This is a genomic window from Azospira sp. MPR-E4, assembly GCF_058809645.1.
This window is the reverse complement of sequence record NZ_JBXAST010000008.1, coordinates 24,789-49,190: the sequence shown is the minus strand read 5'-3', so window position 1 is coordinate 49,190 and position 24,402 is coordinate 24,789. Positions and strand designations below refer to the sequence as shown.

Genomic DNA, 24,402 nt, shown 5'->3' with positions numbered 1-24,402 from the left:
CAGCCGCTCCGCAGTCGAAAAGGAATGGTTAACGTTGTGCGCCCCGCAGGCCCTGCACCCGCTCCCGCAGCAAGTCGGGGGTAGCCTCGGCCGCCGCCACGGCCTCGCCGGCCACCAGGGCGATACGGGGAAAGAGCCCCCGGCGCAGGGGCCAGCCGGCCATGGCCCGGCCGCCCTGGCGGGAGAAGAAGCTGCCCCACAGGCCGCGCAGGGCCAGGGGCACCACCGGCACCGGAGTTTCCGCCAGGATGCGGGCGATGCCGGGGCGGAAGGGCCCCAGTTCGCCGTCGCCGCTGATGGCCCCTTCCGGGAAGATGGCCACCACCTCGCCGGCCGCCAGGGCCTTCGCCACTTCGGCGAAAGCCGCTTCCTTCATGGTCTCATTCTCTTTGCTGGAGGCAATGGGAATGGCCCGGGTTTCGCGGAAGATGAAATTCAGCACCGGGATGGCAAAGATGCGATGGTCCATGACGAAGCGCACCGGCCGGTGGCAGGCAGCCATCACCACCAGGGCATCGACGAAGCTGACGTGATTGCACACCAGCACCGCCGGCCCGTCATCGGGGATGTGCTCCAGGCCCTCCTTCTGCAGCCGGTACACGGTATGCACCAGCAGCCACACCAGGAAACGCTGCAGAAACTCCGGTACCAGGGTGTAGATGTACACCGCCACCAGCGCATTGAGCAGGGCCGCCACCAGGAACAGATGGGGAATGGACAGGCCGGCCCCCAGCAGGGCCGCCGCCCCGAGGGCACCGGCCACCATGAAGAGGGCGTTGAGGATGTTGTTGGCGGCGATGATGCGGGCCCGGTGGCCGGGAGCGCTGCGCAGCTGCACCAGGGCATAGAGGGGAACGATGAAGAAGCCGCCGAAGACACCCAGCATGAACAGGGCCAGCAGCACCCGCACCATGCCCGGGGCCGCCAGCAGGTCGAGGAAGGCCAAGGGGGCGCCAGCCGGCAGCGCCCCCGGGGCGGCCAAGGCCAGGTCCAAACCGAAGACGGTCAGGCCGATGGAACCGAAAGGCACCAGGCCGATTTCCACCTGCTTGGCCGAAAGCCGCTCACAGAGCAGGGAGCCGAGGCCGATGCCAACAGTGAAGGTGGCCAGCAGCAGAGTTACCGCCGACTCGCCGCCCCCCAGCACATTCTTGGCGAAGGCCGGGAACTGGGCCAGGAACAGGGCGCCGTAGAGCCAGAACCAGGAGATGCCGAGGATGGAGAGAAAGACGGTACGGTTCTCCCGGGCAAAACCCACGTTGCGCCAGGTTTCGGTCAGGGGATTGGGATTGATGCGCAGACCGGGTTCCGGCGCCGGTGCCGTGGGAATACCACGGCTGGCCAGATAGCCGGCCACCGCCACCAGCAGCCCGGCCAGCGCCACCCACAGGGGATGGCCGGCACCGGCGAGCAGGCCGCCGGCCAGGGTACCCATGAGGATGGCGACGAAGGTCCCCGCCTCCACCAGGGCGTTCCCCCCCACCAGTTCGTCCTCATGCAGGTGCTGGGGCAGGATGGCGTACTTCACCGGCCCGAACAGCGTGGAATGACACCCCAGCAGGAACAGGGCTCCCAGCAGCACCGGCAAGCTGTGCATGGCGAAGCCCAGCCCGGCCAGCAGCATGATGACCACTTCCAGCAGTTTCACCAGTCGCGACAGGAGAGCCTTGTCGTACTTGTCCGCCAATTGACCGGCTGTCGCTGAGAAAATGAAAAACGGGAGGATGAAAATGCCCGCCGCCAGGTTGGCCAGGATGCCCGGATCGAGGGAGGTCCAGCTCGCCGCCTGAAAGGTCAGCAGCACCACCAGGGCATTCTTGAACAGGTTGTCGTTGAAGGCACCGAGGAACTGGGTGCCGAAGAAGGGCAGGAAACGGCGTTCCCGCAGCAGTTTGAATTGTCCGCTCATGCGGCCTCCGCCATTTTCTTCAGGCTGACGTAGTCGGTCTTGCCGGTCCCCAACAGGGGCAGGGCGTCGATGATAACGATCTTGCGCGGCACCGCCAGTTCCGGCGTGCCGCTGTCCTTGGCTGCGGCCAGCAACCGTTCCCGGGTTAGTTCCCGGTCCGTGGTGAACAGCACCAGGGCTTCACCCTTGGCCGCATCCGGCTGGCTGGAGGCGCCGTGGGCGGCGCTGGGCGAGGCGGCCACGGCCAGCTTTTCCACCACCTCCAGGGACACCATCTCCCCGGCCACCTTGGCGAAGCGCTTGACTCGACCGACGATGCGCAGGAATCCGTCCTCGTCGATATTCACCACATCCCCGGTCTCATACCAGCCGGGACCGGCTTCGGACTGGGGCGGCTCGATCACGCCGGGATTGTCGTAGCGGTAATAGCCGGACATGAGGTTCGGGCCGGCAACATGGAGGATGCCGCCGTTGTCGATGCCCGGCACCGGCATTAACTTGGCCTTGAGTCCCGGCAGGAGCTGGCCGACCGTGCCGCTACGGAAGGCCATTGGGGTATTCACCGCCAAGACGGGGGCGGTTTCCGTGGCGCCGTAGCCCTCGAAGATGCGGATGCCGAATTTCTCGAACCAGGTCTCCTTCACCGCGGCGGAGAGTTTCTCGGCGCCGGCCACCACGTAGCGCAGGCGGTAGAAGTCGTAGGGGTGGGCGAATTTGGCGTAGTTGCCGAGGAAGGTGCTGGTGCCAAAAAGCACGGTGCAGCTGCGGTCGTAGGCCAGTTCCGGAATCACGCGGTAATGCAGGGGCGAGGGGTAGAGGAAGAGGTCGGCCCCGGCCAGCACCGGCAGCAGGGTGCCGGCGGTGAGGCCGAAGGAGTGGAAGATGGGCAGGGCGTTGAGCACCTTGTCCTCCACCGAGAAGTCGATGACCGCACGCACCTGGGCGATGTTGGAGAGGATGGCCCGGTGGGACAGCACCACGCCCTTGGGCTTGCCTTCGGAGCCGGAGGTGAACAGCACCACCGCGCTTTCCTCCGGCGAGGCCGGCAGGGCGGCGCAGCGTGGCAGCCACAGGGAGTAGGCCATCAGCCACAGCTTGTCGGCCAGGGTGATCTGTTCCTTGAGGTCTTCCAGATAGACCAGGCGTACGTCCTGCAGGGCAGTCACCTTGTCGGTGAGCTTGCCGGCCTCCAGGAACTGGCGGGAGGTGATGACAGTACGGATGGCGGCGGCGGTACAGGCGGCCTGCATGCCCTCGGTGCCGGCGCTGTAGTTGAGCATGGCCGGCACCCGGCGGAAGGCGCTGAGGCCCAGCAGCAAACCCAGGGTAGGCGCCAGATTGGGCAGCAACAGGCCGATGCGTTCGCCCTCCTCGCCCTGACGGGCGCCGAGGCGACCCAGCATCAGGGTCATTTTCAGCAGGTCGTTGTAGGAATACTCCACCTGTTTCATGTCCTCCAGCAGGCGCCGGCGCCGGCCGTGGATGGAAACGGCGTCACAGAGGGCGGCGAAGAGGGTCTGCTTGGGCTGGGAGGCGAAGAGCATTTCCTGCATCAGGCGGCGCATGGCCTCCCCCGCCTTGCGTCGGCGCAGCTTGGCTGTCGGCGCTTCGGGCATGGGCAGGGTGGTGGCGGGCAGGATGGAGAGGTTGATGCGGGGGAAGAAGCGCTTCGGATACTTGCCGGAGACCCGGGAGAAGTAGCTACGGCTGGCCCCGTCCAGACGCACCGGCAACACCGTCGCGCCCGTCTTGGCGGCGACGAAAGCCGGGCCTTCGTACACCTTCATCAGGCTCCCCGTCTTGGTGATGCGCCCTTCCGGGAAAATCACCACCGGCCGGCCGCTCTCCAGCAACTTGATGACCTTTTTCATAGCCATGGGACTGGCCGGATCCACGGCCAGATAGTCAGTCAGGGAGAGCACCAGGCGAAAGTACCAGGAGCGGGCTACCCCGGTATGCACCACGAACACCGGATCGAGCGGCAGGAACAGGCCAAGCAGCAAGCCGTCCAAAAAGGACTCGTGGTTCGCCACAATGAGCAAGCGGTCAGCCCGGACAGCCCCCAGATCCCCCTGCAGACGGACCCGGAACAGCACCCCTGCCAGTAGGCGCAGAATGAAGCGGATGGCGGTTCTCAACATGTTGTTATCTCCCTCGGGGCGCAACTATACCATTCCATAAACATATCGACGAGACTAACATTATCGATATGTTTGCCAAAAAAAACCGCAATTCAGGTTTCATCGCGGATGTAGTCCAGCACATTGCCCAGCACTTCTTCCAGGAACGGCCGGTTGATCCAGAAATAGACTTCCTTGCCGACTTTCTCCGATGCCAGCACCCGGGACTCCCGCAACAGCTTGAGATGATGGGAAACCGTTGAACGGGTCAGGGTGGAAACCTCGGCGATCTGCCCCACATTGAGCCGCTCCCCCTTATCGAACAGGAGCAGGATGCGCTGCCGATGCTCGTCACCCAAGGCCGTGAAAACCTTCGACATCGACAGCCATTCACTCGGCAGGGTTTGGGTGTAGTCAGATTTCATAACCACAATCTTAGTTATTTGATCACAACAAAGTCAACCCCTCAGCGACTACGCCCTCCCCGCCGTCCGCCACCGCCTCCAGACCCCTTCTTCGCCCGGCTGGGCCCGCTGCCGATGCCGTAGTCCAGGTGCCTGGGCATTTTCGGCTTCTTCGGCTTCTTGATCACCTGGCCGGCGGGGCCGGTCTCTGGCACCCGGTGGTCCGGCTCGAAGCCGTGCTGTTCGATGCGGGAAAGGGGCTGGCCGATCAGCACCTCGATGGCGCCGAGCAGGTTCACCTCGTCGGCGCAGACCAGGGACACGGCCTCGCCGCTGGCGCCGGCCCGGGCGGTGCGGCCGATGCGGTGCACGTAGTCTTCGGGGACGATGGGCAGGTCGAAGTTGACCACCCGGGGCAGGTCGTCGATGTCCAGGCCGCGGGAGGCCACGTCGGTGGCCACCAGCACCCGCACCTGGCCGGCCTTGAAGCTTTCCAGGGCGCGCAGGCGGGCCGGCTGGGGCTTGTCGCCGTGGATCGATTCGGCAGCGATGCCCTTGGCCGTGAGGGTCTCCACCAGCTCATCGACGCCCTTGCGCGTCTTGACGAAGACCAGCACCTGGTCCCACTTCTTGTGCTTGTAGAGATGGCAGAACAGGGCGCTCTTGCGCTTCTTGTCCACCGGCACCACCCACTGCTTGATGCCCCGGGCGGTGGCGTTGGGCCGGGCCGTCTCGATGGAGAGGGGCTTTTTCAGCAGCTGGTTGGCCATGCTGCGGATGGCGTCGGAGAAGGTGGCGGAAAAGAGCAGGGTCTGGCGCTGCTTCGGCAGCAGGGCGAAGAGGGCATTCAGCTCCCGGGCGAAGCCCAGGTCCAGCATGCGGTCGGCCTCGTCCAGCACCAGGGTGCGCACCTGGTCGAAACGCACCGCGTTCTGCCGGTGCAGGTCCAGCAGGCGGCCCGGGGTGGCCACCAGGATGTCCACGCCCTTGCGCAGCTTCATCATCTGGGGATTGATGCTGACCCCGCCATAGACGGCGTAGCTGCGCAGCACCAGGAACTGGCCGTAGGCGACGAAGCTGTCGCACACCTGCTGGGCCAGCTCCCGGGTCGGCACCAGGATCAGGGCCCGGGTGCTGTTGCTGGCGGTGGCCTCCGGATCGTGGGCCAGCCGCTGCAACAGGGGCAGGGCGAAGCTGGCGGTCTTGCCGGTGCCGGTCTGGGCCGCGGCCATCAGGTCGCCCCCGGCCAGGACGGCGGGAATGGCTTTCTCCTGGACCGGGGTCGGGGTCTGGTAGCCGAGCACGTCGAGGGCTTCCAGCAGGGGCGGCACGAGGTCGAGATCGGCGAAGGTCATGGGCGGTGTTTGGCTGGACATAGGGATTGCAGAATAAGGGGCGGCGCGGCTCAGTCGGCCAGGGGGCCGGCATGGGCGCCGTGGGTGGCCTCGAAGCGGCGGGCCAGTTCCTGGCGCAGCTGGCGGCGGGTGCAGGCGGCCTCGAAGCGGCGATGCTCGTCCGGCGTCCGGGGCTCCAGGGGCGGCACCGGGGTCGGCTTGCCCTGGTCGTCCACCGCCACCATGGTGAAGAAACAGCTGTTGGCGTGGCGCACCACCTGGGAGCGGATCTCCTCCGCCACCACCTTGATGCCCACTTCCATGGAGGAGGTGCCGGTGTGGTTCACGCTGGCCAGGAAGGTCACCAGTTCGCCGACGTGGATGGGCTGGCGGAACATCACCTGGTCCACCGAGAGGGTCACCACATAGGCGCCGGCATAGCGGCTGGCACAGGCGTAGGCCACCTGATCGAGCAGCTTGAGGACGGCGCCGCCGTGGACCTTGCCGCTGAAGTTGGCCATGTCCGGCGTCATCAGCACGGTCATCGACAATTGGTGGTTGGGCAGGTTCATGGCAGGACTCGCGAGGCAGAATGAGAAAGCGGAAAGCGGGACGAAACGGCTGGCGCGGCACCGCGGCGCTATTGTACCCGGGGCCGCAGCACGCCGCCGTCAGGCCTTGAGCAGCTCTTCCCGGCTGCCCAGCCAGCGCCGCAGATGGCGCTCGGCCCGGGGCGGATCGTCCCGCAGCAGGCGTTCGGCCAGGTCCCGCGCCAGTTCCACCAGGTCGGCGTCCATTTCCAGGTCGGCGTAGCGCAGCAGGGGCACGCCGCTCTGGCGGGCGCCGACGAACTCGCCGGGGCCGCGCAGCTGCAGGTCCTGACGGGCGATTTCGAAACCGTCGGTGTTCTCGTAGATGATTTTCAGGCGGGCCCGCCCGGTCTGGGACAGGGGTGTGGCGTAGAGCAGGACGCAGGCCGACTCGTGGGCGCCCCGGCCCACCCGGCCCCGCAGCTGGTGCAGCTGGGCCAGGCCGAAGCGCTCCGCATGCTCGATCACCATGAGGCTGGCGTTGGGCACGTCCACCCCCACCTCGATCACCGTGGTGGCCACCAGCACCTGGATCTCCCCGGCTGCGAAGGCGGCCATGGTGGCGGCCTTCTCGTCGGGCTTGAGACGGCCGTGCACCAGTCCCACCGACAGACCTTCCAGCTCCTCGGCCAGGATGGCGTGGGTGTCGATGGCGGCCTGCAGGTCCAGCTTCTCGCTTTCCTCGATCAGGGGACAGACCCAGTAGGCCTGGCGCCCGCTCTCCACGGCGTGGCGCACCGCCCCCACCACCTCGTCGCGGCGGGCGTCGGAAACCAGCTTGGTGCGGATGGGGGTGCGCCCCGGCGGCAGTTCGTCGATCACCGAGACATCCAGGTCGGCGTAGTAGCTCATGGCCAGGGTGCGGGGGATGGGCGTGGCGGACATCATCAGCTGGTGCGGGATGCCGGCCTTGCCCTTCTTGCGCAGTTCCAGGCGCTGGGCCACACCGAAGCGGTGCTGCTCGTCCACGATGGCCAGCCCCAGGCGCAGGAAATCCACGTCGGCCTGGATCAGGGCGTGGGTGCCCACCACCAGCTGGGCGCCGGCGGCGGCCTCCTGCTGGGCGGCTTTTTTCTTGGCCGACTTGAGGCTACCGGAAAGCCAGGCGACGGTAATGCCGAGGGGCTCCAGCCAGGCCGAGAGCTTCTTGTAATGCTGCTCGGCGAGGATTTCCGTGGGCGCCATGAAAGCCGCCTGCCAGCCGCACTCGATGGCCTGGCAGGCCGCCAGGGCGGCGACGATGGTCTTGCCGCTGCCCACGTCCCCCTGCAGCAGGCGCTGCATGGGATGGGCCTCGGCCAGGTCCCGGGCGATCTCCTGCCACACCCGTTGCTGGGCCCCGGTGAGCTGGAAGGAAAGCTGGCCCAGCAGCTGCCGCGCCAGGGCACCGGGGGCATCCAGCCGCGGCGCCCCCTTTTCCCGCCGCGCCAGGTAGGCCCGGCGCAGGGACAGTTGCTGGGCCAGCAGTTCGTCGAACTTGATGCGACGCCAGGCCGGATGGCGGTGGTTCTGCAGGGCGAATTCATCGACCCCGGGGGGCGGCGCGTGCAGCAGGCGGGCGCTGGCGGCGAAGGGTTCCAGGGCCAGGGCCCGCAGCTGCGTCTCGTCCAGGGTGTCGGCCAGGTCGGACTCGGCCAGGGCCTTGCCGATAAGCTTGCGCAGGGCGGACTGGGCCAGGCCGGCAGTGGTGGGATAGACCGGCGTCAGGGACTGGGGCAGGGCACTCCCCTCCTCCACCGACTTGTAGCGGGGATGGACCATTTCGCTGCCGAAGAAGCCGCCCCGGATCTCGCCGAAGACCCGCAGCTTGCGGCCCTCGTCCCGGGCCGTTTCCAGCTGCTTGACCTGACTGCCGTAGAAATTGAGGAAGCGCAGCCACAGCTCCCCCGAGTCGTCCTCGCAGCGGGCCACCAGCTGGCGCCGGGGGCGGAACTGGATGGAGACGTCGGTGACCCGCACCTCCACCTGCACCGGCTCGTCCCAGGGCGCCTCATTGACCGGCACCACCGCCGTCTCGTCCTCGTAGCGCAGGGGAAAATGCAGCAGCAGATCGTTGCGCGAGTGCAGCCCCAGCTTGCCCAGCTTCTGCTGCAGGGCGCTGGCCCCCTTGGCTGGCGCCTTGGCGGCCTTGGCCGGCCCGGCCTTCTTTTCCGCCAAGACGGTTCTGCGCTTTAGCCGAGCACCAGCACGGCGTCGGCTTCCACCAGGGCGCCCCGGGGCAGGGAGGCAACGCCGACGGCGGCCCGGGCGGGATAGGGCTGGCTGAAGTAACGGGCCATGACCTCGTTCACCTTGGCGAAATTGCCCAGATCGGTGAGGTACACATTGAGTTTGACGGTGTCGGCCAGGGAACCGCCGGCGGCCTCGGCCACGGCCTTGAGGTTGTCGAAGACGCGCACGATCTGGGCGTCGATGCCTTCCACCATCTGCATGGAAGCCGGGTCCAGGCCGATCTGGCCGGAGAGGTAAACGGTGTCGCCAGCCTTCACTGCCTGGGAGTAGGTGCCGATGGCGGCGGGAGCCTTGTCGGTGGCGATGATCGTTTTGGCCATTTTGCTGTCCTTTAGAATGAAGCCTTGGAAAAAAGGAAATGGTAAATGACGACAGCGATCATCGCCAATCTGGAAAAGCTGCTGGACGGTCCCCGGGACGGGGCCCTGCTGCGCTATTCCCTGGGCAACGAGTGGCTCAAGGCCGAACAGTGGGAGCAGGCCGCGGCCCGCTTCCGGGAAGCGGTGGACAAGGACCCCAAGTATTCGGCCGCCTGGAAGCTGCTGGGCAAGGCCCTGGCCGAGGGCGGCCGGCCGGCGGAGGCCCTGGCCGCCTACCGGCAGGGCATTACGGTGGCAGAAGGACGGGGGGACGTGCAGGCGGCCAAGGAAATGACGGTCTTCGCCCGCCGCCTGGAAAAGCTGCTGCAGTCGCCCGACGCCGGCCCGGATCAGACCTGAGGCGAAGCCTGCTGCTGCATCCGGCCTGGAAGGCAGCAAGGACGCCGCTCCCGGCCATGGCATGGCCAGGAGGCGCATCCCGCCTGCCTCTCCCGGCAGGTCGTTTTCAATCTTGAGGCAATGCCGGCACCGCGACGGGCGCCGGCTGCAACTTGTATCAGGCAGCAGCGGCCGGCCCGGCAAGGTGGGCGCCGGGACCGCCGCCCGCCCTTAGCGACGGTTGCCGGCGGGGGGCACCAGCACCGAGTCGATGCCCAGGGCCTTGAGCTTGGCCCGGGCCGCGTCGGCCTCTTCCTTGGACTTGAAGGGCCCCACGTTCACCCGGGATTCGATATTGGAGGGAATGCCGTTCAGCTGCAGCTTGGCGTGCAGTTCCTCGGCCCGCTCGGTGCTGCTGAAGACGCCGGCCTGCACCACGTAGCCGGAGAACAGGCGGGGCGGCAGGGGCTGGGGCCGTACCGGCATCGGCTGCACGTTGGCCGGTGCCGCCGCCGGGGCCGGCTGGGCGGCAGGCGTGGTGCCGGCCGGCGCCGCAACGGCAGGCGCGGGCGTGACACTGGCCACGGTGCCCTGACGGCCCTGGGCCGGCTGGCGGCCGTTGCTCACCGGGCCGGAGGTGGCGCCGCGGATGGGCTGGGCGGCATGGGGCGTCGTCTGCAGGGCCGGCTTGGCGGCCACCTGGGGCGGCGGCGGCAGTTCGGGGGCCGGCTGGCCCTTGGTCACCGGCGCGGCGGACAGTTCGGGTTCGGCCAGCTTTTCCTCGGCCTTGGCTTCTTCGGCGGGCGGCGCCACGGGTTCCACCGGCTTCACCGGCTGGGCCACTTCCTTCGGTGCCGGCGCCGGCGCCACGGCCACTTCCTCTTCTTCCGGGGCCTTGGAGAGATGGTCGAACAGGGCCAGGGCGGCCAGCAGCACGGCGATCATGACGCCGGCGAAGGCCATGCGCCGCCCCAGGCGCTGCTTGATCTCGTCCTGGGGATCGACGGCGGGCACTTCCTTGCGCTTGGCGGCCGTCTTGGCGCCGGTCGCCTTGGTCGCCGGTTTCTTTTCTGCCATGGTGGTCCCTTTCCCTGGTTATCGGTGTGCGGCGCTCGGCCTCAATCGCCCTGGTTGCGGGCCAGGGCGACCACCAGGTCGGCCTCGGCCCGGGCGATGCCGCAACGCTCGGCAATGGTTTCGGCGTCGTGCCCCAGCATGGCCATCTGCATGGCGTCGCTGTAGAGGGGCGACATGTTCTGGGAAGCCTTGATCTGGCCGACCTGGCCGCGCATCTCTTCGCGCAGGGTGGCGAACTCGTGGCGCAGCACCGCCACTTCCTCCCGCAGCTGGCCCAGTTCGAGCTGGACCGCCTTGTAGTACTGCTCTTCGGCAAAGTCCTTGGCCGGCGGTTCGTTCCAGGCGAAGGCGGGCTTTTCGGGGCGGCTGTAGACCGGGTCCGGATGCTCGTCGCCGGCCTCGTCGTCGCCGTCGTCCCCGACCTCGCCCAGGCTCGGCGCCTTGGGCGCCGGCGCGGCCGCCTCCTGGCGGCGGCGGGCCAGGCGCTTCAGGCGCAGCAGCACGAACAGGATGTACAGCCCCAGGAGGGCAATGATGCCCACCACGGCTTCACGCCAGCCCATGCCGGCAGCCGCCAGCCAGGTGTCGAGATTCATGGGGTATGCCGCGCCTTGTCAGTCATGGGGCCGTATTATGCCAGAGGGCTCGTGCCGGCGCGGGCTCTTAACGCGGCCGCTCCAGGCCCCGCCTAGGCCGCCACCTTGTTGCGGTAGAAGGCCTTGTCGGCGATGTACACGGTGCGCTCGACGATGGTGTGCACCACCCCGTGACGGTCCTTCAGTTCCACCGTGTAGGTGCGTTCGCACTCCCCGTCCCGGGCGACGATCTCGCGCACCAGTTCGGTCTCCGCATCGTCGATGTGGAATTCGGCGAAAAGGGGCGCCCGGCCCGGCTTGCGGTAGCGGATGGCGCCGGCCTTGTCCCAGATGATGTAGTCGTGGCCCAGCTGCAGGGCCAGCAGGGTGGGATGGAGGCCGTCGGTGGTGGCGAACAGGGCGCCGCCGAAAATGGTGCCGACGGCGTTGCGGGTGCCCCGGTTGAGGGGCAGCTTGACCACGATGCGCTTCAGGTCGGCGGAAACGTGGATGACCCGGCCGCCGGTGGCGCGCCAGGCGGGAAACCAGTTGAAACCCCAGCGCAGGATGGCCGGGCGCCAGGCGGGAGGCAGCTTTTTCCACCATTTGGGCAGCATGGTCGGGAATCTCCTTGGGGAATGGCTTGGCGCAACGGGTGCAGCGCCGGCCGGCGCCCGCCCCGTGGCCTTTGTCGGGGATGCAGCTTACAACAAGTCGGTAAACGCAAAAATGCCCCGGCCGGCACCGCCCCTGGAGGAGAACGGCACCGGCCGGGGCGCGCTGCGCCTTACAGGGCCTCGAACAGGCCCGCGGCACCCATGCCGGTGCCGATGCACATGGTGACCATGCCCCACTTCTTGTTTTCCCGGCGCATGCCGTGCACCAGGGTGGCGGTGCGGATGGCGCCGGTGGCGCCCAGGGGATGGCCGAGGGCGATGGCGCCGCCCTGGGGATTGATCTTGGCCGGGTCCAGACCCAGCTCCCGGGTCACCGCCAGGGCCTGGGCGGCGAAGGCCTCATTCAGCTCGATCCAGTCCAGGTCGTCCTGCTTGATGCCGGCCTGGGCCAGGACCTTGGGAATGGCGGCGATGGGGCCGATGCCCATGATCTCCGGCGGCACGCCGGCCACGGAGAAACCGGCGAAACGGGCCAGGGGCTGCAGGTTGAACTGCTTGAGGATCTTCTCGGAGACCAGCAGCACGGCGCCGGCGCCGTCGGACATCTGGGAGGAGTTGCCGGCGGTGACGCTGCCCCGGGCGTTGAACACGGGCTTCAGCTTGGCCAGGCCCTGCAGGCTGGAATCGGGACGGGGGCCTTCGTCGGTGTCGCAGACCTTCTCGACGATGCGCACGGTGCCGCTCTTCAAGTCCGGCAGGTGGGCACGCACGGTGTAGGGGCTGATCTCGTCCTTGAACTTGCCGGCGGCGATGGCGGCCACGGCCTTCTGGTGGGAGGCCACGGCGAAGGCATCCTGGTCGTCGCGGCTGATGCCCCACTTCTGGGCCACCTTCTCGGCGGTGAGGCCCATGCCGTAGGCGATGGCCACGTTCTCGTCCTTCTCGAAAATGGCCGGGTTGAGGGACACCTTGTTGCCCATCATCTGGGACATCAGGCTCATGGTCTCGGTGCCGGCAGCCAGCATCACGTCGGCCTCGCCCAGGCGGATGCGGGCGGCGGCATCGGCCACGGCCTGCACGCCGGAGGAGCAGAAGCGGTTGATGGTGATGCCCGGCACGGTGTCCGGCAGGCCGGCTAGGAGCAGGCCGATGCGGGCCACGTTCATGCCCTGCTCGGCTTCCGGCATGGCGCAGCCGACGATCACATCTTCCACCAGGGCCGGGTCCAGCTGGGGCACCTGGGCCATGACGGACTTGAGGGCGTGGGCCAGCATGTCGTCGGGACGGGTGGTCTTGAACATGCCGTTGCGCTTGGCCACCGGCAGACGGGTGGCGGCGACGATGTAGGCGTCTTGGATTTGTTTGGTCATTGTTTGTCTCCTTCCCCTTAATTACGCAGGGGCTTGCCGGTCTCAAGCATGTGCTTGATGCGGGCCTGGGTTTCCGGGGTCTTCAGCAGTTCGACGAATTCGCGGCGTTCCACGGTGAGCAGCCATTCGTCGTCCACCCGGCTGCCCTGCTCCACGTCGCCGCCGCACAGGGCGATGGCGGCGGAGCGGGCCACCCGGTAATCGTGGGCGGAAATGAAACCGCCCTCCTTCATGTTCACCAGCATCATCTCCAGGGTGGCGATGCCGGGACGGCCGGCCACCGGGATGTTGCGGGCCCGCAGGGGCGGACGGTAACCGGCCTGGGCCATGGCCCGGGCGCGGCCCAGGGCCACGTGCAGCAGTTCGTGGGCGTTGAAGACCACGTCGTCCGACTCCTTGGCGAAGCCCATTTCCTGCACTTCCAGGGCGCTCTTGGCCACCTTGGCCATGGCGATGGTCTGGAACACGTTCTGCAGGAAGGGGAACAGTTCGCCGCCGGCCTGGCGGGCACCGAACTGGGCGGCGCGGATGGCGAATTCCTTGCAGCCACCGCCGGCGGGAATCAGGCCGACGCCCGCTTCCACCAGACCGACGTAGCTTTCCAGGGCCATGACCCGGTGGGCCGCATGCATGACGAACTCGCAGCCGCCGCCCAGGGCCATGCCCTGCACAGCCGCCACGGTGGGCACCTGGGCGTGCTTGAAGGCCATGGAGGCACGCTGGAACTTGGCCACGGTGGCCTCCAGCTTGTCGAACTCACCCTTGGCGCAGGCTTCGCCCACCTGCTGCAGGTTGGCGCCGACGGCGAAGGGGGCTTCGTGCCAGATGACCAGGCCGTCGAAGTCCCGCTCGGCCCGGCTGACTGCTTCGAGCACGCCGTCCAGCACCTCGTCGCCGATGGCGTGCATCTTGGAGGTGATGGAGAGAATGGCGATCTTCGGGTCCTGGGCATGGGTCCACAGGCGTACCCCGGCGTTTTCCCAGACGGTCTCGCCCTTGGCGGCGGGGGCTTCGCCCAGCACGGTCTCGGGATAGAGCTGGCGACCGTAAACCGGCAGGGCGGACCGGGGCTTGAGGCCCTGTTCGGCGGCGGACCAGGAGCCGGCGGGTTCATGCACCCCGTCCCGGGCCATGACCCAGGCGGGCAGGGGCGCCGTGCTCATGGCCAGGCCGGCATCGATGTCGGCCTGCACGGCGGCGGCAATGGCTTTCCAGCCGGCGGCCTGCCAGGTCTCGAAGGGGCCCATGGCCCAGCCAAAGCCCCAGCGCATGGCGAAATCCACATCCCGGGCGTTGTCGGCGATGGATTCCAGATGGAAGGCGCAGTAGTGGAAGACGTCCCGGTAGATGGCCCACAGGAACTGGGCCTGCTTGTGGGAAGAAGCGCGCAGGGCGGCGAACTTTTCGGCCGGGTTCTTGATCTTGAGGATCTCGGCCACTTCCGGGGCAATCTCGCCGGCGGAGGTACGGTAATCCTGCTTGGCCAGGTCCAGCACCTGGATTTCCTTGCCCTGCTTACGGAAGATGCCGCACTTGGTCTTCTGGCCCAGGGCGCCCTTCTCGATCAGGGCGGCCAGCCAGGCCGGGGCCTGGAAGTGGCTGTGCCAGGGGTCGCCGGGCAGGGTGTCCTGCATGGTCTTGACCACGTGGGCCAGGGTGTCCAGGCCCACCACGTCGGCGGTGCGGTAGGTGGCGCTCTTGGGACGGCCGATCTTGGGGCCGGTCAGGGCATCCACCTCGTCGAAGCCCATCTCCAGGCGCTGGGTGTGGTGCATCACCGCCAGGATGGAGAAGACGCCTACCCGGTTGGCGACGAAGTTGGGGGTGTCCTTGGCCCGCACCACGCTCTTGCCGAGACGGGAGACCAGCCAGGTTTCCAGGCGGTCCAGCATGGCCGGATCGGAGTCGGTGGTGGCGATGATTTCCACCAGGGGCATGTAGCGCGGCGGATTGAAGAAGTGGATGCCGCAGAAGTTGGCCCGCTTCTCCGCCGGCACGGTGGAGGACAGCTTGTTGATGGACAGGCCCGAGGTGTTGGAGGCGACGATGGCGCCGGCCTTCAGGTGGGGCGCGATCTTGCGGTAGAGGTCCTCCTTCCACTCCATCTTCTCGGCGATGGCCTCGATCACCAGGTCGCACTCGCCCAGCAGGGCCAGGTGCTGCTCGTAGTTCGCGGCATCGATGTGGGCCAGGCGCTCCTTGCTTGCCAGGGGGGCCGGGTCCAGCTTCTTCAAGCCGTCCAGGGCCTTCTTGACGATGCCGTTGGGGTCGCCCTCCTTGGCCGCCAGGTCGAAAAGCACCACCGGCACATCGGCGTTGGCGAGATGGGCGGCGATCTGGGCCCCCATCACGCCGGCGCCGAGCACGGCAGCCCGGCGGACGATCAGTTTGCTGTTCTCACTCATGGTCTTCTTGTCTCCTTCACTTCACTAGTTGTTCCCGCATGGCGCGCTTGTTCAGCTTGCCAACGCTGGTTCGAGCCAGACTCTCGAGGAATCTGACGTTTTCCGGTACACCGTACTTGGAAATATGGCCCTGGTCGGCAAAGACCTTCACATGGGCTTGGATATCTGCGGCCGACACCTGGTCGGCGAATTCGGGCTTGAGCACCACCAGGGCCAGGGGGCGTTCGCCCCACTTCTCGTCGGGCACGCCGATGACGGCCACTTCGCTGACCCCCGGGTGGCGGCCGATGAGGTCCTCCAGCTCGAGGGAGGAGACCCACTCGCCGCCGGTCTTGATCACGTCCTTGATGCGGTCGGTGACCTGCAGGTAGCCCTGGGGGTCGATGTGGCCGATGTCCTGGGTGTGCAGCCAGCCACCGTCCCACAGATGCTCGGAGGCCTCCGGGTTGTAGAGGTAGCCCTGGGTCAGCCAGGGGGCGCGCACCACCACCTCGCCGGCGCTCTTGCCGTCCCGCGGGCAGTCGCCCATCTGGGCATCCACGGTGCGCAGGGCCACCAGGGGCACGGGCCGGCCGGTCTTGACCCGTACCGCCACGTTGGCATCGGCATCGGCCAGCAGCGCCGGATCTTCCATCTGGGCCAGGGTCAGGATGGGACAGGTCTCGGACATGCCGTAGCCGGTGAACACATCGATGCCCCGATCCAGGGCCGCCTTGGCCAGACCCGTGGTGAGGGCGGAGCCGCCGATGATGACCTTCCACCGGGAAAGGTCCACCTGCTTGCCGTAGGGCGTCAGCAGCAGCATGTGCAGGATGGTTGGAACACAGTGGGAGAAGGTGACCTGCTCCTTCTCGATCAGCTTGAGGATGGCCTCGGGCTGGTAGCGCCCCGGATAGACCTGCTTCACCCCCGCCAGGGTGGCGATGTAGGGCATGCCCCAGGCGTGCACATGGAACATGGGGGTCAGGGGCATGTAAATGTCGTCCCGGTGGAATCCCCCCTGTTGCGGCGCCAGGGCCAGGGCAGAGCAGACGGCCAGGGTGTGCAGCACCAGCTGACGGTGGCTGAAATAGACGCCCTTGGGCAGGCCGGTGGTGCCGGTGGTGTAGAAGGTGGTGGCCCGGCTGTTTTCGTCGAAATCGGGAAAGTCGTAGTGGTCCGGGCAGTCGGCCAGCAGGGCTTCGTACTCGCCGGCAAAGCCTTCCGGCAGGTCGCCGCCTTCGTCGTCCAGCAGAACGAAGCGTTTCACCGTGGCCAGCTCGCCGCGGATTTGCGCCAGGACCGGCAGGAATTCCCGGTTCACCAGCAGCACGCTGGCCTGGGCATGGTTCAGGGTGTACAGGATCTGGTCCGGCGACAGGCGCACATTCACCGTCTGCAGCACGGCGCCCAGCATGGGCACGCCGAAGAAGCACTCCAGGTAGCGGTGACTGTCCCAATCCATGACCGCCACCGTGTCGCCACCCTGGACCCCCAGGCGGCTCAGGACATGGCCCTGGCGGTTGATGCGCAGGGCCAGGTCCCGGTAGGTGTGGCGCACCCTGTCCCCATAGACGATTTCCTGCTGCGGCGCCGTCGCCAGGGGAGTATGCAGCAGCTGCTTGATCAGCAGGGGATAGGTGTAGGCGGAGGGTGTGACCTGGATGGGTTGCATGGACATGGCGGAAGTCTCCCGGCGTTGTTCTGGCTTATCGCCCGCCGGCGGCCGCGCTTGCGACCCTGGCAATAGACCTATCGCGCCGAAAGAGTGTCTTTCCGGCAGGTACGACCCGATGCCCAGCGGACTCCTTGAAACAAGACAGAGTCTTTGTTTCCGCGACGATTCTACGAACAATCGCCGCTCCGTCGGATTGCCGGTTGCGCCTATTTACTTGCATAATCGGCCATTCCTCATGCCGCAGCGCACAAGAAATCCCAGGCCATGGCCGCCCCGTCATCGAGCACCGTCCCCATCAGCTTCGTGCACCACCTGCTGGCCGGCACCGCCATCGAGCCCCCTCGACGTACGGCCCTGGTGGAACAGGCCGGCATCGCGCCGGCCTTGCTGACAGCCGATACCGCCCGCGTCACCACGGAGCAGTTCGCCACCCTCTACCGCCTGCTGGCGCGGGAGCTGGACGACGAACTGCCCGGCATGTTCTCCCGCCCGGTGCGGGCCGGCGCCTTCAAGTTCCTCTGCCTGAGCCTGCTCGAATCGGCCAACCTGCAAACTGCCCTGTTCCGCTTCACCCGCTTCTTCCATCTGCTGCTGGACGACTTCGCCATCGACCTCTCGCGCCAGGGCGGCCTGGTGCGCATCGCCCTCATCCCCCAGACGCCGGCGGCGCCCGCAAACACCTTCGGCCAGGAGATCATGCTCAAGCTGATCCACGGCGTCGCCTCCTGGCTGACCGGCCACAAGATGACCCTGGCCCGGGTGGACTGCGCCTATCCGCGACCGCGCCATGCCTCGGAGTACGTTTTTCTCTATCCGGGGCCGGTGCATTTCGACCAGGGGCAGTCGGCCCTGTACTTCGAGGCCAGCGCCCTGGCCACACCGATCCGGCAGGACAAGAACTCCCTCGGCACCTTCCTCAGCAAGGCGCCGGGCGGCTGGCTCTTCGTTTCCTTTGCCGAGCGCCTGGTCAGCCAGAAGGTGCGGGAGACCCTGGAAAAACAGCTGGAACGCTCCCTTTCCATCGAAACGGTGGCGCGCAGCCTGCACACGTCGGTGCGCAGCCTGACCCGCCACCTGGCGACGGAAGGCACCACCTTCCAGGCCATCAAGGATGAACTGCGCCGGGACGTGGCCATCCAGCGCCTGACCCAGACCGACATGCCCATCGCCGTGATCGGCACCGCGGTGGGTTTCGACGACCCGACCACCTTCCACCGCGCCTTCCGCAAATGGACGGGCAGCACGCCGGGCGCCTACCGGCTGCGGCGCTGACAGGGGAACGGGAAAGATCGGCATCGGCCTCGCCTATAATTCAAACGAACGTTTGAATTATAGGCATTCGCCTCATGCCGTCAATATTTGCCCACAAAAAAAATGCTCCGCATCGCGGAGCATTTTTCTTCAACCAAACGAACAGCAAATATCAGAAGCTCACCGAATACTGAACACCAATCATCTGAACAAAGCTCTTGTACTCGCCATTAATCGTTCCCTTGGCCGCACTTCCAACCTCATTGGCATCAGCCGTTTTTGCTTTCACATAGCTATAACCGACATCCAGCTTATTTTTGGCATTGATTTTGTACTGTGCGCCAATGGAATACCAAATACGATCCTGATCTGGCAAACGGGGAGTGCGCAAGCCTTCCCTTACAGGTGATTGGTCAAATGCAAGCCCCAAGCGAAGCTTCCAAGCATCGTTAATTTGGTAGTTTGCGCCACCTGCCACACGCCACGTATCCCTCCATCGATAATCAGAGACCTGATCAGGAGACCCATTTGCAGAGACAATTCTCAGCTCCGGAATACTTGACCACCCAGTCCGGCTAACGTCCCCAAGCAGTTCCCACTGATTGTTAAGCTGATGAGCCACACTGAAAACCCATGTGTCCGGTAGCTTGATATTTACCTTAGCAGCACCATTCGCCGCCTTAAATCCACCAGCGCCAACAATTGCAGCAACAACCCCAGGAGCGCCAGAAATGCTGTAGTTACCTTCCAGCTGATGCTTTACTGCAGAACGATAAGAGACGCCAATCTGAGTGTTGATGCTGGGTTTGTAAAGAAGCCCCAGGTTGTAGCCCCAGGACCAGTCATTACCCGCCACTAAATAGCTACCAACCGCAGCAGGCCCTACACCGATATTCACTTGGTTGCCGATTTGGGCATCAAATTTCTGATAATTTACCCCTCCACCAACAGACAATTGATCATTGAGGCGATAGGCCAAATTCAAATTGAAATTCATAGCCTTGACGTCAGTCATTGTGCCGAAGCCTTGACCGACCCACTCCTTGGCCCAGTCAGTGCGCATACCAAAAGGAGCGTTGGCACCAACCCCAAGATACAAATCTTTGGTCAGCGGCATAGAAAAATAGAAATTAGGCACAAAAGCGGCATCCCCGCCTTGTGCCCCATCCATGACCGCATTAGCAGCCCACCCAGCCGGCGCAACAGACGCTCTGTTGTGAAACTTAGAATCCAGCTCGATGTAATTAACACCAGTCGAAATCTGCTTACCCGCCAATTCAGTTAAAGCCGCAGCATTAAAATACTGAACGGACGCGTTTTCTGCGGATGCAGCCGAACCTGCATAAGCATTTCCCATACCGCTAGCGTTCTGTTCCAGCAACTGGAAGCCGGCGGCGGAAGCGGTACCGGAAACTGCCCCCAGGACCAACAACGGCAACAACTTCATGGAAGTCTTCAACATCGTTTTGTCTCCTATTTATGATTGTGGTTTGGGAGGCGAACCTCCCGGGTAAAACACCTGCTCTCAGCCCTCGGGCGGCACTTCCCGCTTGTTGCCGCTGACATCGATGGCCACGTAGGTCAGGGTGGCCTCCGTCACCTTGACGGTGATGGGCTTGAAATAATTGCGCTCGGCATAGACTTCCACACTGAGGGTGATGGAGGTGCGGCCGACCTTGACGATGTCGGTATAGAAGCTGACGACATCGCCGATGGAAATGGGCTGCTTGAACTGGAAGGCATTGACGGCGACCGTGGTCACCCGTCCGCGGGCCCGACGCATGGCGGCGACGCCGCCGGCAATGTCCACCTGGGACATGACCCAGCCGCCGAAGATGTCGCCGTTCGGATTCATGTCCGACGGCATGGTCATCAGGCGCAGGGTGGGTTGCTTTTCGGGCAGTTGGACGGGGATTTCAGGCATGTCGGCTCCTAGCGTAGTTGAGGGGTCCGCCCGTGAAGGGGGCGAAACCGGTGCCGAATATTACGCCGGCGTCCGCCAGCTCGGCATCCGCTACGACACCTGAATCGACCAATTGTTGCGTCCGCTGCAGCAGGGGCTGCACCAGCCGTTCGGCCAGACCGGCCGGCACTGCGCCCGCCGCCCCCTTCTGGATCTTGCCGGCCGGATAGGCGTAGAAACCCTTGCCGCTCTTGCGCCCCAGATCGCCGCGCTCGAAGCGCTGCACCAGGCACTTGGGCGGCTCCGTACCATTGCCGGCCAGGGCCTTGCCGGCCGCCATGGCAATGTCCAGGCCGACGGTGTCGGCCAGTTCGATGGGGCCCATGGGCATGCCGAAGGCCAGGGCCGCTTCATCCACCGTCTCCGGAGCGATGCCCTCGTCCACGCAGCGCATGGCTTCCAGCAGGTAGGGGCCGAGCACGGCATTGACCAGGAAACCAGGGGCGCTCTGCACCGGCAGGGGCAGCTTGTCGATGCCGCGCACGAAGGCGCAGGCCTGGCGCGTCACTTCCGCATCGCCGCCCGCGGCCGTCACCACCTCCACCAGGGGCATCTTCGCCACCGGGTTGAAGAAGTGGATGCCCACCAGGCGTTCCGGCCGCTGCAGGACGGTACGGATGTCCTCCAGCTTCAGGCTGGAGGTGTTGGTGGCCAGCACGGCATCGGGCTTCATCCGGGCCTCCAGGCCCTTGAGCAGGCTGTGCTTGGCTTCCAGGTTCTCGAAGATGGCCTCGATGACCACGTCGGCATGGGCGGCGCCGTGGCCTTCCGGGTCGGGAATGAGCCGGTCCATGACGGCGCGCAGCTGCAGCTTGTCCCTGATGCGCCGGGCAAAGCCGGCGTGGGCCCGCTTGATGGCCGGAGCGATGCGCTCCACGTTCTGGTCCTGCAGGGTCACGGTGAGGCCGCGGCCGGCGCACCAGGCGGCGATGTCGCCCCCCATGACGCCGGCACCCACCACGTGCACCCGCTTGGCGACGAAAGCGGAATCCTTGCCGAAAGCCTTCAGCCGCTCCTGCAGGTGGAATACCCGCACCAGGTTGCGGGCGGTGGCGGAACGGACGATGCGATCGGTGATCTCCGGCGCCGCCAGGGCGTTGCCGTCGTACTTGGCCCACAGGTCGATGATGGCGTAGGGCGCCGGATAGTGTTCGGGACGGGCCCGCTTGGCCACCTGCTTGCGCGCCTGGCCCGCCACCACGCCGCGCAGGGGGCCCAGGAAGAGGCGCTGCAGCAGCGGCAGGGGCTTGCGGGACGGCGGGTTGAGGGCCAGCTGGCGGGCAGCGGATTCCATCACCCGGGGCGGCACGCACTCGTCGGCCAGGCCCAGGCGCTTGGCCTTTTTCGCATCCACGGTCTTGCCGGCCAGCATCAGGTCCAGGGCCACGGCGGGACCGACCCGCCGGGGCAGGCGCAGCATGCCGCCCCAGCCGGGGAAGATGCCGAGCATGACTTCGGGCAGGCCCAGCTTGGTGCCCGGCTCGTCCACCACCAGCAGGGTACGGCAGGCCAGGGCCAGTTCCAGGCCGCCGCCCAGGCAGTGGCCCCGCACCAGGGCCAGGGTCGGATAGGGTACGGCGGCGAGGCGGTTGAACAGCTCCCAGCCCCGGGCCACCATGGCCTTGGCGGCCTCCGGCGAATCCAGCTGGTCGAATTCGGAAATGTCGGCCCCGGCAATGAAGCCGGCGCTCTTGGCGGAGCGGATGATGAGGGCCTTGGGCGGCTGGCGGTCGAGCTCGTCCAGCACGCCGGAGAGTTCGGCCATGACAGCCTTGGACAGGGAGTTGGCACTCTCCCCGGCCTTGTCCAGGGACAGCCAGGCGAGGCCGTCGGCCTCCCGGGTGAGGTGCCAGTGCTGTTGGGTCAGGGAGGTTTGGGTATGCATGTTCATGGTCTACCTTCAGTGAAAGGTATGGCTACCGGCGGCAAAGGCCAGGGACACCGCCCCTGTGCCCACGTTGACCGCGGCGGTGTTGCTCATCATGGAAATCAGGATCTCGGCGCCCTTCTCCTGCACCGCCGCCGCCAGGTCGGCATAGCCGGGCAGGCCGGGCACGGTAGCCGGATCGCCGCCGTAGCTGATACAGACGTGGGGCGACTCCAGGCCGGCCCGCACCTGCCGCGCCGCATTGGCGAAGAGGCGCTGCACGCCGGCCTCGAAGCCGCGCACCTTGGCGATGGAGCGGGTGACGTCCCGGTTGCAGTGCAGGATGGGCTTCATGTCCAGCATCTGGCCGAGCTTGTAGGTGCCCCAGTTGATGCTGCTGTCGCCCTTCTTGGCGGCCCGCTTGTAGATGTGGAAGAGGTCCGCCGGCACCAGGTAGGTGTGGATGTGGTCCACCAGCTGGCGCAGGCGGGTGCCGATCTCGCTGGGCGTGCCGCCGAGACGGATCAGGCGCACCGCTTCCGCCGCCAGCACGGCCTGGCCGGTGAACAGGTTGCGGCTGGAGAGCACGCACAGGCCGAAGCGGCCCGGCTTGCCGATTTCCCGGCGCGGGTCCTTGTACTTGGTGAGGACGGTGCGCGAGGCCTGCATGGCATGGTCGTAGATGGGGCTGCGCTCGCTGGTGATGGTGAGGACGAAGACGTAGTCGTAGTCGATCACCATCTTGTCCAGGAACACCTGCTCGATCTGGGCCGGGCTGTAGGGGAAGGACTCGGCAAAATCCTCGCTGCGCCGGTCCACATGGGTGGCGTAGAAGCGATGGGTCTCGTCCGGGTCGCGCCGGTCCTGGATCACCGCGCCGCCGATGCGCAGGGAGATGGGCAGGACCACGATCTCGTGCTCGTCGAGGAACTGCCGGGGCAGGTCGCAGCAGGAATCGACAATGATGCCGATGCGCATGGCGGCCTCAGCAGGTTTCCACCAGCATGGCACCGCCCTGGCCGCCGCCGATGCAGATGCTGGCGACGCCCCGCTTGCCGCCCCGGGCTTTCAGGGCATGCAGCAGGTGCAGCACGATGCGGGCGCCGGAGGCGCCCACCGGATGGCCCTGGGCCACGGCGCCGCCATCCACGTTGAGCTTGTCCTGGTCCAGGCTGCCCAGGGCACCGGGCAGGCCCAGTTCCTCGCGGCAGTAGGCATCGTCTTCCCAGGCCTTGAGGCAGCCCAGCACCTGGGCAGCGAAGGCCTCGTTGATTTCCATCAGGTCCACATCGTTGAGGCCCAGGCCGTGGCGCTGCAGGATGGGAGTCACCGCATGTACCGGGCCCAGGCCCATCTGGGAAGGATCGAGGCCGGCCCACTGGGCGTCCACGATGCGGCCCAGGGGCTCGAGCTTCCAGCGCTTGACGGCACTTTCGGAAGCCAGCAGCAGCCAGGCGCCGCCGTCGGTGATCTGGGAACTGTTGGCCGGAGTGACCCGGCCGTATTTCTTGTCGAAGAAGGGCTTGAGCTTCTTCATCCCATCCATGCTGGCATCGGCCCGCACGCCATCGTCCTCGGCATAGACGGTGCCGTCGTTGCCCACCAGGGGCACGATCTCGCCGAAGGCCTGCTTGGCCCGGCCGGCCATGACCCGCTGGTGGGAGCGCACGGAAAAGGCATCCATCTCTTCCCGGCTGATGCCGAAGCGCCAGGCCAGGTTTTCCGCCGTCTGGCCCATCAAGAGGCCCACCACCGGGTCGGTCAGGCCCTTCATCAGGCCGATCACCGGATTGAGCAGCACGCTGGGGCGCAGCTTGAGGAAGTGCCCGGCCTTCTGGCCCAGGGTCTTCATCTGCATCATGCCGGCGAACCACAGCACCATGGCGTCGTTGTAGAGCAGGGGCGCCCGGGACAGGGCGTCCACGCCGCCGGCCAGGACCAGTTCGGAACGGCCGGACTGGATGTTGGCCATGGCCGAATCCAGGGCCTGCATGCCGGAGGCGCAGTTGCGCATCACCGTCCAGCCCGTCACCTTGTTGCCGCAGCCCAGGCGCAGGGCCGCTACCCGGCCGATATTCACCTCGTCCGGGCTGGGGCTGGCACAGCCCAGCACCACCTCGTCCAGATCCTCCGGGGCGAAGGGCTGGCGGGCCAGAAGGGCCCGCCCGGCCTGCACGGCAAGATCGGCGGCCGAGAACGGGCCAGGCCCGTTCTTCGCCTTGAGGAACGGGGTGCGTGCCCCATCCACCACGTAGACCGGCTCAAATGCTTGCTGCTGGGCCATGTCTTTCTCCTTTGGTTTTGTCTTTTACGTTTCTGCTTGTAATCGTCCC

The 24,402-nt window shown here is 66.3% G+C and carries 20 protein-coding genes; 2 read left to right on the top strand and 18 right to left on the bottom strand.

Annotated features, from left to right (window positions below):
* Positions 1 to 28: 28 nt before the first annotated feature.
* The 7 genes from AC1RTA_RS04345 to AC1RTA_RS04315 all read right to left on the bottom strand — a co-directional run bounded on the left by AC1RTA_RS04345 (position 29) and on the right by AC1RTA_RS04315 (position 8,909).
* Positions 29 to 1,909 (bottom strand): MFS transporter, encoded by a 1,881-nt coding sequence (locus tag AC1RTA_RS04345; RefSeq protein ID WP_492784036.1) that lies wholly within the window; start codon positions 1,907 to 1,909, stop codon positions 29 to 31.
* Positions 1,906 to 4,050, bottom strand: coding sequence for a bifunctional acyl-ACP--phospholipid O-acyltransferase/long-chain-fatty-acid--ACP ligase (gene aas, locus AC1RTA_RS04340; RefSeq protein ID WP_492784035.1), 2,145 nt, complete (start codon positions 4,048 to 4,050; stop codon positions 1,906 to 1,908). The genes AC1RTA_RS04345 and aas overlap by 4 nt, the downstream gene beginning before the upstream one ends.
* A 92-nt stretch (positions 4,051 to 4,142) precedes the next feature.
* Entirely contained in the window at positions 4,143 to 4,409 is a 267-nt protein-coding gene (locus AC1RTA_RS04335) for an ArsR/SmtB family transcription factor (protein ID WP_492784034.1), read from the bottom strand.
* 86 nt (positions 4,410 to 4,495) lie between these two features.
* The gene (locus tag AC1RTA_RS04330) at positions 4,496 to 5,809 is read right to left on the bottom strand and encodes a DEAD/DEAH box helicase (protein WP_492784033.1); all 1,314 of its coding nucleotides are present in this window, start codon (positions 5,807 to 5,809) and stop codon (positions 4,496 to 4,498) included.
* Between the two features lie 29 nt (positions 5,810 to 5,838).
* Positions 5,839 to 6,339 carry an acyl-CoA thioesterase gene (locus tag AC1RTA_RS04325; protein ID WP_205230445.1) on the bottom strand — a complete coding sequence of 167 codons (501 nt, stop codon included), beginning with the start codon at positions 6,337 to 6,339 and terminating at the stop codon, positions 5,839 to 5,841.
* Between the two features lie 99 nt (positions 6,340 to 6,438).
* Positions 6,439 to 8,514, bottom strand: coding sequence for an ATP-dependent DNA helicase RecG (gene recG / locus AC1RTA_RS04320; RefSeq protein ID WP_492784032.1), 2,076 nt, complete (start codon positions 8,512 to 8,514; stop codon positions 6,439 to 6,441).
* A 14-nt stretch (positions 8,515 to 8,528) separates the two neighbouring features.
* Positions 8,529 to 8,909 (bottom strand): RidA family protein, encoded by a 381-nt coding sequence (locus AC1RTA_RS04315; protein ID WP_014235432.1) that lies wholly within the window; start codon positions 8,907 to 8,909, stop codon positions 8,529 to 8,531.
* 45 nt (positions 8,910 to 8,954) lie between these two features.
* Between AC1RTA_RS04315 and AC1RTA_RS04310 the strand changes: the two genes are divergently transcribed.
* Positions 8,955 to 9,308, top strand: a complete 354-nt coding sequence (locus AC1RTA_RS04310) for a tetratricopeptide repeat protein (RefSeq protein WP_014235433.1) — start codon at positions 8,955 to 8,957, stop codon at positions 9,306 to 9,308.
* A 210-nt stretch (positions 9,309 to 9,518) separates the two neighbouring features.
* Here AC1RTA_RS04310 and AC1RTA_RS04305 read toward each other — a convergent pair whose 3' ends face one another.
* From AC1RTA_RS04305 to AC1RTA_RS04280, 6 genes are all read right to left on the bottom strand, one after another.
* Entirely contained in the window at positions 9,519 to 10,364 is an 846-nt protein-coding gene (locus AC1RTA_RS04305) for an SPOR domain-containing protein (RefSeq protein WP_492784031.1), read from the bottom strand.
* Positions 10,365 to 10,405: 41 nt separating this feature from the next.
* Positions 10,406 to 10,960, bottom strand: a complete 555-nt coding sequence (locus AC1RTA_RS04300; RefSeq protein WP_014235435.1) for a DUF2802 domain-containing protein — start codon at positions 10,958 to 10,960, stop codon at positions 10,406 to 10,408.
* A gap of 92 nt (positions 10,961 to 11,052) precedes the next feature.
* On the bottom strand, positions 11,053 to 11,556 hold the full coding sequence (locus AC1RTA_RS04295; protein WP_014235436.1) for a DUF4442 domain-containing protein: 504 nt from the start codon (positions 11,554 to 11,556) through the stop codon (positions 11,053 to 11,055).
* Between the two features lie 170 nt (positions 11,557 to 11,726).
* A complete protein-coding gene (locus AC1RTA_RS04290) occupies positions 11,727 to 12,926 on the bottom strand; it encodes an acetyl-CoA C-acyltransferase (protein WP_130459221.1) in 1,200 nt (399 codons plus the stop codon).
* Positions 12,927 to 12,943: 17 nt separating this feature from the next.
* On the bottom strand, positions 12,944 to 15,331 hold the full coding sequence (locus tag AC1RTA_RS04285) for a 3-hydroxyacyl-CoA dehydrogenase/enoyl-CoA hydratase family protein (protein ID WP_492784030.1): 2,388 nt from the start codon (positions 15,329 to 15,331) through the stop codon (positions 12,944 to 12,946).
* A gap of 16 nt (positions 15,332 to 15,347) precedes the next feature.
* Entirely contained in the window at positions 15,348 to 16,991 is a 1,644-nt protein-coding gene (locus tag AC1RTA_RS04280; RefSeq protein WP_492784029.1) for a fatty acid--CoA ligase, read from the bottom strand.
* Between the two features lie 261 nt (positions 16,992 to 17,252).
* On the opposite strand from AC1RTA_RS04280, the gene AC1RTA_RS04275 reads away from it, so the two are divergent.
* Complete coding sequence (locus AC1RTA_RS04275) at positions 17,253 to 18,260, top strand: AraC family transcriptional regulator (RefSeq protein ID WP_492784028.1); 1,008 nt, start codon at positions 17,253 to 17,255, stop codon at positions 18,258 to 18,260.
* A gap of 151 nt (positions 18,261 to 18,411) precedes the next feature.
* On the opposite strand, the gene AC1RTA_RS04270 is transcribed toward AC1RTA_RS04275, so the two are convergent.
* From AC1RTA_RS04270 to AC1RTA_RS04250, 5 genes are all read right to left on the bottom strand, one after another.
* Positions 18,412 to 19,701 carry an OmpP1/FadL family transporter gene (locus tag AC1RTA_RS04270; protein ID WP_492784027.1) on the bottom strand — a complete coding sequence of 430 codons (1,290 nt, stop codon included), beginning with the start codon at positions 19,699 to 19,701 and terminating at the stop codon, positions 18,412 to 18,414.
* A 63-nt stretch (positions 19,702 to 19,764) separates the two neighbouring features.
* Positions 19,765 to 20,163 carry an acyl-CoA thioesterase gene (locus AC1RTA_RS04265; protein WP_014235442.1) on the bottom strand — a complete coding sequence of 133 codons (399 nt, stop codon included), beginning with the start codon at positions 20,161 to 20,163 and terminating at the stop codon, positions 19,765 to 19,767.
* On the bottom strand, positions 20,156 to 22,087 hold the full coding sequence (locus AC1RTA_RS04260) for a 3-hydroxyacyl-CoA dehydrogenase NAD-binding domain-containing protein (RefSeq protein ID WP_492784065.1): 1,932 nt from the start codon (positions 22,085 to 22,087) through the stop codon (positions 20,156 to 20,158). The genes AC1RTA_RS04265 and AC1RTA_RS04260 overlap by 8 nt, the downstream gene beginning before the upstream one ends.
* A 15-nt stretch (positions 22,088 to 22,102) precedes the next feature.
* The gene (locus tag AC1RTA_RS04255) at positions 22,103 to 23,047 is read right to left on the bottom strand and encodes a DegV family protein (RefSeq protein ID WP_014235444.1); all 945 of its coding nucleotides are present in this window, start codon (positions 23,045 to 23,047) and stop codon (positions 22,103 to 22,105) included.
* A 7-nt stretch (positions 23,048 to 23,054) separates the two neighbouring features.
* The gene (locus tag AC1RTA_RS04250) at positions 23,055 to 24,353 is read right to left on the bottom strand and encodes an acetyl-CoA C-acetyltransferase (protein ID WP_130459227.1); all 1,299 of its coding nucleotides are present in this window, start codon (positions 24,351 to 24,353) and stop codon (positions 23,055 to 23,057) included.
* Positions 24,354 to 24,402 lie beyond the last annotated feature (49 nt).

What these genes read in the sequence shown, in the direction of transcription:
- AC1RTA_RS04345 (WP_492784036.1), bottom strand. Translation starts at nt 1,909, where the DNA reads ATGAGCGGACAATTCAAACTGCTGCGGGAACGCCGTTTCCTGCCCTTC.
- aas (WP_492784035.1), bottom strand. Translation starts at nt 4,050, where the DNA reads ATGTTGAGAACCGCCATCCGCTTCATTCTGCGCCTACTGGCAGGGGTG.
- AC1RTA_RS04335 (WP_492784034.1), bottom strand. Translation starts at nt 4,409, where the DNA reads ATGTCGAAGGTTTTCACGGCCTTGGGTGACGAGCATCGGCAGCGCATC.
- AC1RTA_RS04330 (WP_492784033.1), bottom strand. Translation starts at nt 5,809, where the DNA reads ATGTCCAGCCAAACACCGCCCATGACCTTCGCCGATCTCGACCTCGTG.
- AC1RTA_RS04325 (WP_205230445.1), bottom strand. Translation starts at nt 6,339, where the DNA reads ATGAACCTGCCCAACCACCAATTGTCGATGACCGTGCTGATGACGCCG.
- AC1RTA_RS04315 (WP_014235432.1), bottom strand. Translation starts at nt 8,909, where the DNA reads ATGGCCAAAACGATCATCGCCACCGACAAGGCTCCCGCCGCCATCGGC.
- AC1RTA_RS04310 (WP_014235433.1), top strand. Translation starts at nt 8,955, where the DNA reads ATGACGACAGCGATCATCGCCAATCTGGAAAAGCTGCTGGACGGTCCC.
- AC1RTA_RS04305 (WP_492784031.1), bottom strand. Translation starts at nt 10,364, where the DNA reads ATGGCAGAAAAGAAACCGGCGACCAAGGCGACCGGCGCCAAGACGGCC.
- AC1RTA_RS04300 (WP_014235435.1), bottom strand. Translation starts at nt 10,960, where the DNA reads ATGAATCTCGACACCTGGCTGGCGGCTGCCGGCATGGGCTGGCGTGAA.
- AC1RTA_RS04295 (WP_014235436.1), bottom strand. Translation starts at nt 11,556, where the DNA reads ATGCTGCCCAAATGGTGGAAAAAGCTGCCTCCCGCCTGGCGCCCGGCC.
- AC1RTA_RS04290 (WP_130459221.1), bottom strand. Translation starts at nt 12,926, where the DNA reads ATGACCAAACAAATCCAAGACGCCTACATCGTCGCCGCCACCCGTCTG.
- AC1RTA_RS04285 (WP_492784030.1), bottom strand. Translation starts at nt 15,331, where the DNA reads ATGAGTGAGAACAGCAAACTGATCGTCCGCCGGGCTGCCGTGCTCGGC.
- AC1RTA_RS04280 (WP_492784029.1), bottom strand. Translation starts at nt 16,991, where the DNA reads ATGTCCATGCAACCCATCCAGGTCACACCCTCCGCCTACACCTATCCC.
- AC1RTA_RS04275 (WP_492784028.1), top strand. Translation starts at nt 17,253, where the DNA reads ATGGCCGCCCCGTCATCGAGCACCGTCCCCATCAGCTTCGTGCACCAC.
- AC1RTA_RS04270 (WP_492784027.1), bottom strand. Translation starts at nt 19,701, where the DNA reads ATGTTGAAGACTTCCATGAAGTTGTTGCCGTTGTTGGTCCTGGGGGCA.
- AC1RTA_RS04265 (WP_014235442.1), bottom strand. Translation starts at nt 20,163, where the DNA reads ATGCCTGAAATCCCCGTCCAACTGCCCGAAAAGCAACCCACCCTGCGC.
- AC1RTA_RS04260 (WP_492784065.1), bottom strand. Translation starts at nt 22,087, where the DNA reads ATGCATACCCAAACCTCCCTGACCCAACAGCACTGGCACCTCACCCGG.
- AC1RTA_RS04255 (WP_014235444.1), bottom strand. Translation starts at nt 23,047, where the DNA reads ATGCGCATCGGCATCATTGTCGATTCCTGCTGCGACCTGCCCCGGCAG.
- AC1RTA_RS04250 (WP_130459227.1), bottom strand. Translation starts at nt 24,353, where the DNA reads ATGGCCCAGCAGCAAGCATTTGAGCCGGTCTACGTGGTGGATGGGGCA.